At 68.5% G+C, this 6,319-nt stretch carries 3 protein-coding genes; 1 reads left to right on the top strand and 2 read right to left on the bottom strand.

What is annotated here, in order from left to right:
* Positions 1 to 585: HEAT repeat domain-containing protein (locus VMJ70_12800; protein ID HTO92003.1), on the bottom strand; the 585-nt coding region annotated here is incomplete at its 3' end.
* Positions 586 to 634: 49 nt separating this feature from the next.
* Positions 635 to 4,879 (bottom strand): C25 family cysteine peptidase, encoded by a 4,245-nt coding sequence (locus tag VMJ70_12795; protein HTO92002.1) that lies wholly within the window; start codon positions 4,877 to 4,879, stop codon positions 635 to 637.
* 196 nt (positions 4,880 to 5,075) lie between these two features.
* On the opposite strand from VMJ70_12795, the gene VMJ70_12790 reads away from it, so the two are divergent.
* Positions 5,076 to 6,319, top strand: a 1,244-nt coding sequence (locus VMJ70_12790; GenBank protein HTO92001.1) for a peptidylprolyl isomerase, incomplete at its 3' end; no start/stop codon positions are given.

The raw sequence follows: 6,319 nt of genomic DNA, 5'->3' as shown, positions 1-6,319 counted from the left end.
ATTGACGATCTTCTCGAGCGCGTAGAGCACGCGCCAGCGCACCTCGGGATCCGGATCATCGTGATGCGCGATCAGGGCATCGGTCGCGGTCGAGTCGGCGAGCCGCCACAGCGCCACGGCTGCCTCGCCGCGCACGCGCGGCGAATCGTCATCGAGGAATGCCACGACTTTCGGGGTCGCCGACTTGTCACCGAGCTTGCCGAGCGCCTCGATCGCGAGATCCACAAGCGCGGTGTCCTTCGAGCTCAGGGCCGCTTCGAGCGCCGGTCGCGCCGAGTGATTTCCGATCTGGCCGAGCGCGAACGCCGCCTGCGCGCGCACGGCGGCCACCGGATCCTGGAGCAGCGGCAGCAGCGGCGCCACCAGCGTCGAATCCTGAATGCGCGCGCAGGCCAGAGCCGCGCGCGCGCGCAACTCGGGCAGCGAATCGCGGAGCCCCTCGAGCAGCGCGGGCGCCGCTGCGGCGCGGTCATCCTCGGCGCGAAGCACACCGAGCCGGCGATGCTCGCTGTCGGGTGGCGGCTGCGCTTTGGCGTGTTTCGCGGCGGCAGCCGGCGCCGGGCTCGGCGCCAGCGCGATCAACAACGCGAGACTCGCGGACCGGAGGAGCGCGGCGCCCGCGCTCGCGGCGGGATCAGTCGATGTGGTGCGGGCGGCGCAGCTTGACGAGCCGGCCTGCGACCGAAGTGGTCTGGGATCCGCTGCGGGCGAGCAACTTGTAGAAGTAGATGCCGTTGGCAAGCGGCGAACCCTCCGCATCCAGCCCGTTCCACTCCATCTGGTGGTAGCTCGCATCCAGCCCCGGCTCGGTGCGCTGATAGATGAGCCGCCCCGAAATCGTATACACGCGCAACGTGACGTCGGCCGGCGAGGGGCTTACCAGGTTGAACGAGAACACGGTGGCGACGTCCCTGCCGGGGTTGAGCGCGCGAAGGTAATCATCGTCGAACGGATTGGGAAACACCATCGCATTGTCGAGCCGGATGCCCGAGCCCGCCCCGGCGACGCGGAAGCTGTGGTACTGAGTGGCGCCGCCCTCGGCGCTGATCTGGAGCGTGGTGACGTCGGCGGAATAGGGCGCGTGCGTCCACGACAGCAGCCACTCCCGCCCGCTCGGATCACCGTTGGCCGCGCCGGCGCTGAAGGGCTGGGGTACACCGTTGGCGGTGAGGGTCAGATCGGTGAGCGGATTGAGCGGGCGCGGCGAGCGCACCAGCATCGTAAGCGCCGCGGTCGGCGAGACGATGTCGCCGTCGGCGACGGTCTGTCCTCCCACCTGCAGCACGGTTGTGAAGCCAAAATCGGCGTCGAAGTTGGTCAGCTGGCCGTAGCGGTCCACGCTGCGGAACGAGTACTTGTAGGTGTCGGCGAGCAGGGTGTCGGACAGGGTGAGGTGGAATCGCCGGCCGCCGGTGACGGCGGCGCTCTTCGCCGTATCGGGGAACGCCGGCGTCACGAGGAGGCCGGCGGGCGGTGGATTGACGGAGCGCCAGATCACGTTGGTCAGATTGCCGGGGCCGGTGCGCACCAGGCTCAGCGAGTCGAGGCGGACGTTGGAGACCAGGTCGGCTTCGAGTCTCAGCGTGTCGCCGGCGGTGTGCAGGCGGATGTCCTGGCCGCTCACGACCGGCAGCGCGTTGGCGGTCACCACCGACTGCGGCGGGCCGAGGCTCAGCCGCGTCGCCGGGTCGCCGAGCAGGTTGTAGGAGATCGCCACGCCCTGTTCCAGCGGACTGCTGAAGTGGGCGCTGAAGTTGGCGAGGTAGGTGGCCTGCAGAATCTCGCCGAGCACGCCGCGCGCCCCGCGGTCGCCCAGCTGCTCGTCGCGAGGCGGATTCACGAACATCGCCTTGGTCATGTGGACCTGCATGTGGCGGGTCGGATCGCTGGGAATCAGCTCGAATCCGGCGGAAGCGAACGAAGCAATCGCGCCGCGATTCGGCAGCGTCACCATTGCTTCGCCGAAGCACGGGCCGAACGTTCCATCGTTGGTGCCGCCGCGAATGCGCGCGAAGCTGTTTCCGTGGCACGAGAACGCCGAGAACAGGCAGGGCTTGCCGTCGTTCTGGAACTGGAGGTGGTCGTAGTTGGGCGCCTGGTTGAGATAGAAGCTCTCGTGCGACATCACGTATTCGTTGGCGTGGCCCTGATAGTTCCACCACATCTGGCCGGCGTTGAGCTTCGAGAACAGCGCCGGCGTGGCGGTGAGGCGCGCGCGTGACTGGAAGGTCGTCTGGCTCAGCCGGCAAGTGTCGGACGGGCAGTTGGTGCAGAAATCGCCGGGCCGATTCGGCAGGTAGTACGACAGGTTGAACAGCTCGAGATTGGTCTGCGAGAGCCCCGCGGTCTTCAGCACCAGCGAATCCGCGATCTCGTTGATCGCGCGGAACGCGCCTTCCTCGGGGTGCCGGCAGTAACTGTTGCCACTCGATCCGCCGCCGAAGGTGGTGGCGCCCGAGAACTGGTCGTCCGAGGTGAACAGCATGTTGCGCCGCCAGGTCTGATCGCCCGAGAGATCGTCGTAGTGGACGATCTTGTTCACCATCGCGGTGACGTCGGCGACCGTGCCCGCCGGGAGGCGCCCCAGCGAGACATCGAGCAGCGGATTCGACGCCGACGGGTCGGTGCAGGTGAGACAGAATGCGTACCACGAATCGCCCGGGATGGCTTCGCGCAGGTAGTCGCCGCTCGGCAGGAAGGCCGCGACCGGTCCCAGCACCCGCTGCACCGGAACGATGTCGGGGCTCGAGGTCGGCATGAACCGCTGCGGATCCTCGCTGCCGTCGCCCACCAGCAGCACGTACTTGGCGTTCCAGCGAATGTAGGCGTAGCGGATGAAGCGCTTGATGGCGTAGGGCGAGCGCCGCCCGCCGTTGAATTCGTCGTAGACGCCCTCGAGCGGCGCCATCACCACCTGCAGCCCCTGGTTGGCGTGGAGCGTGGCGAGCGGCTGGGCGGCGGAGACGAATCCCTCGGGCGCGATGATCAGGTAGTCGCCCGAGGTCTGATTGAACACCCCGTAGCGCGTGACACGCGCGAAAGCGCCGGGGGCGGGCACGCGCGGCAGCTCCTCGATCACGTACTGGCGCCGCGCCGGTGGCGCCGGATCCTGGAGGTGGAGATAGACCGAAAAGCCGACGGTCTCGAAGGTGACGTTGTCGAGGCGTACCGGGTTGAGCGAATCGGTGACGTCGTAGGCGCGCACCGACGGCGCGTCGCTGAACGGCCCGGCACGGATCTCGTAGTCGCTCGACTGCGTACCGCTGTTGCAGCTGAGATAACCGCGCAGCGGCACGTAGCCGCGCCAGTAGGTGAGGTCGAAGGAGTGAACGCCCGAGAGGCCGACGTTGTTACCACTCGGCGTGTTGTCGGTCTTTCCCCACACCTTGAGCGTGTTGGTCGGGCCTTCGGTGAGGGCGCCGGCCGGAACGTTTCCGGTGACCGGAAAATAGACGAGTCCCGACCAGACCACCGAGTCCACCACGCTCGACACCTGGCCGAGTCGATTGGTGACGGTGGCCCAGTTGATGTGCGGCGTGCCGCCCACTCCCATCCAGTTCACGGTGAAGGAAGCGGGCTGAGCGGCATCGAGATTGTTGGTCTCGAACGGAAAGGCGTCGGGCGCGGTGTAGATCGAGACGTTGGTCCACAGATACGGATCCACGACGGTGTCGGGCGGGAAGGTCATGTACTGGAGATTCTGCTTGTAGCGCTGGCGCCAGGGATACGAGGTGAGCGGCGTGAGATCGTTGCGGCCGAGCCAGGCGTTGCGATGCGCGATGCGCGCGCCGCTCCCCCCCGGCTTCGCGGTGGCGTAGATGACCTCGGCGTCCCCCCAGCAGCGCAGCGCCTGCGAGGCGCGCGAGCGCTGCGCCCAGTCCCATACCCACAGCACGATGCGGTCGCCGGAGTCGAACACGCCGTTGTTGTTGAAATCATCCACCTCGATCGGCAGCTCGACCGTCATGTAGGGCGGGCTTGCGTTCTCGAGGTACTCGTGGCGGTGAACGCTGACTTCGGCGATCGGGGTGCCGGCGGGGTAGCCGTAGACCGCGAGCGTGTCGTAGTCCAGCTCGTAGACTCCGGTGGTGTCGATGCGCACGCGCACCTCGGGAGCGTTCTCGTCCCATGTCCCGGTTCCGAGGGCTCGCGCGGCGCCCGCTCGGCGACCGAACAGCGCGCCTTCCGTGAATCGCGGGCGAGCGGCGCGCCAGGATCTCGCGTCCTTCCAGTTGGCGATCTGGCTGCCGAACAGCGCCTCCTCGTGGGCGTCGGGGGTCTCGGGCAGCGTGCCGATCGTCGGGCCGGGCGCGCTCGTGCCGACGAAATCCACGCGCACCGTGAGCTGGTGCGTGAGCGTGAGGCGAGCGGAGGCTTCGTCGTACTGGAACGGATAGAGCTCGACCGCCACGATGCGCCGATCGCGCATGCTCGAGGGATCGCCGACCGAGAAGGGCTGCGGCGGCCAGGGGCCGTCGCGGATCGGAACCGTGTCCTCGAGCACCGGGATGAAGCCGAATTTCTCGTCGGGGACGAGCCGCGAGCGGGCGGCGATCGCCAGATGGACGCCCTCGCGGGTCTCGATCGCGCCCCCCGACACCACCCGGGCGATCGGCCGCGCGCCCGGTGGCAGGGCCAGCAGGGCGCGCCCGAAGGGGAGCCGCGGCCGGCCCGTCAGCCCGCTGCGCTCCAGGCCGTCGACGAACGGCAGCAGCCGCTCGCCGACCCCGGTCGGATCGAGGCGCCAGTCGGTGACGTCGAGCGTCAGGGTGACGCCCCGAGCATCGCTCGAGACCACCCGGACCTCGGCCGCCCGGGCCACGGAAGACGCCAGGAACAGGCTGCAGGCGGCCAGCGCGACGGTGCGAAGGGGGCGCATGAAGTCGGGAAGTCTAGAGAGGCCGGGGAAAAAGGGGAAGCAATGGGCCATGCTAGAGTGTGCGGCCCGTCGTCGGCCATGGGAGTGACTCAGAGTGCGCCACGCGCTCCACCGCTACCGTTGGATCGTATTCCTGCTGCTCGGATGGGTTCCGGGTGCCGCGGCGCCACCCCGGGCGGAATCCGAAGCCCGCCCCATGCCGGACACCCTGCTGGCCCGGGTGGCCAGTCACCGCGAGGTGACGCGGTCCGGCTTCTATGCCGCCTGGGCAGAGGTGAGCCCCCCGGCCCGACCCGACTCTCTTACCCCGAGGGGGGCCCGGCAGTTTCTCGATCTCCTGATCGGCAAGGAGGCTCTGGGCGAGGCGGCCCTGCGCGAGAAGTGGGTCTGGACGGCGGACGAGAGCACCGGCTACGCGGGCCTGCGGGACCAGCTCATGCTCGAGGTGACGCTCGACTCGGCCATGGTGGACCTGCGCCAGCGGGTGCGCGCCCAGGGGGACACGACCTCGGATCCCCGCACCCTGGGCATTATGGCCCGGGACAGCTTCGCCACGCGGATCGCCCTCCGCTTCGACCCCGCAATGACCCGCAAACTCACCCGGGCGTTCGCCGCCATCCCCAAGCCCGCGCCCGAGTCGTCGCTGATGGCGCAGCTCCGCATGCTCGGCACCATGCCACGCGTGGACTCGCTCGATCTGCCGAGGGCGGTGGCGTGGAGCAATCAGGGCTCGTTCACGGTGGCTGAGGTCTTGAAGGCCTGGCAGGCGCTGAACCCGATCTATCGCCCGCGCATCGAGCACGAGCAGCAGCTCGAGGAAGAGATCAGGAACCAGGTGTTCGAGCGCCAGCTCCGTCGCGACGCCGAACGGCGGCGCATCGATCGGTGGCCGGCGATCGCGCGGGAGCTGCAGAAGAAGCGAGAGTTCACCGCCGTCACGCACTTCGTCCAGCGCGAGGTGTACGACAAGATCCCGATGGATTCGGTGACGATCGAGCGGTTCTACGATCAGGACCCGGCGCACTGGAGTCTTCCCGAGCGCGTCTCGCTGACCCAGATGGAATTCCCGTCCCGAGCCGGGGCGGAGCAGATGAAAGCCCAGCTCCTGATCCCGGCGCGGGCCGAGAGTCTGGTCGCCATGGGGGCGCGCGCCGGAGTGAATTACGACCTCGAGGTCTCCATGGAATCCGACAGCGCGCTGTTCGCTCGCGCGAAGCGCGCCGGCAAGGACGCCGTGCTCGGCCCCGATTCGGTGGAGGGCGGCTGGCGCGTGGCGCGCGTGCTCGGGGTCAATCCGGCGCGGACGCGCAGCTTTCGCGAGGTGCGAATCCTGGTGAGCAAGAAGTGGTTCGACCTCGAGGCCGAGCGCCGCATGCAGGAGCTGCTCAAGAGCTGCCGCGCCGCCACCACGGTCGAGATCAATGATCGGGCGGTGGCGCT

Source organism: Candidatus Sulfotelmatobacter sp. (assembly GCA_035498555.1).
GTDB lineage: Bacteria > Eisenbacteria > RBG-16-71-46 > RBG-16-71-46 > RBG-16-71-46 > DATKAB01.
Note: the sequence above shows the minus strand (reverse complement) of the source record. Positions and strands in the feature narration are given on the sequence as shown.